Below are 349 nucleotides of genomic sequence, written 5' to 3'. Positions count from 1 at the left end.
CGTGTAGCGCCGATCCGATGAACGTGGCTACTGTGCCAGCTGGTGGATCGCTCGGCTTGAGAGCTGAAGACGGACGTGCCAAGCTGCGATAAGCCCAAGGGACCCGCACGGAGGGTAAGAACTTGGGATCTCCGAATGGGAATCCCCACCGCAATTGCTTCGCGCAATGGGGAACGTCGGGAATTGAAACATCTTAGTACCGACAGGAAAAGAAGACGTAATGTGATGTCGTTAGTAAGGGCGACTGAACGCGATACAGTCCAAACCGAAGCCTCTACGGGCAATGTGGTGTTCGGACTGACGATCACTCCGCGAACCGCGACACGAAGTCTCTTGGAACAGAGTACGA

1 rRNA gene is annotated in these 349 nt (G+C 55.3%); it reads left to right on the top strand.

Annotated features, from left to right (window positions below):
• Window positions 1-18: 18 nt before the first annotated feature.
• Window positions 19-349: ribosomal RNA gene (locus tag C493_RS23660) — 23S ribosomal RNA — on the top strand; the annotation flags it as partial.

This window comes from Natronolimnohabitans innermongolicus JCM 12255 (assembly GCF_000337215.1).
Taxonomy (GTDB): domain Archaea; phylum Halobacteriota; class Halobacteria; order Halobacteriales; family Natrialbaceae; genus Natronolimnohabitans; species Natronolimnohabitans innermongolicus.
This window is presented reverse-complemented; position numbering and strand designations above follow the sequence as displayed.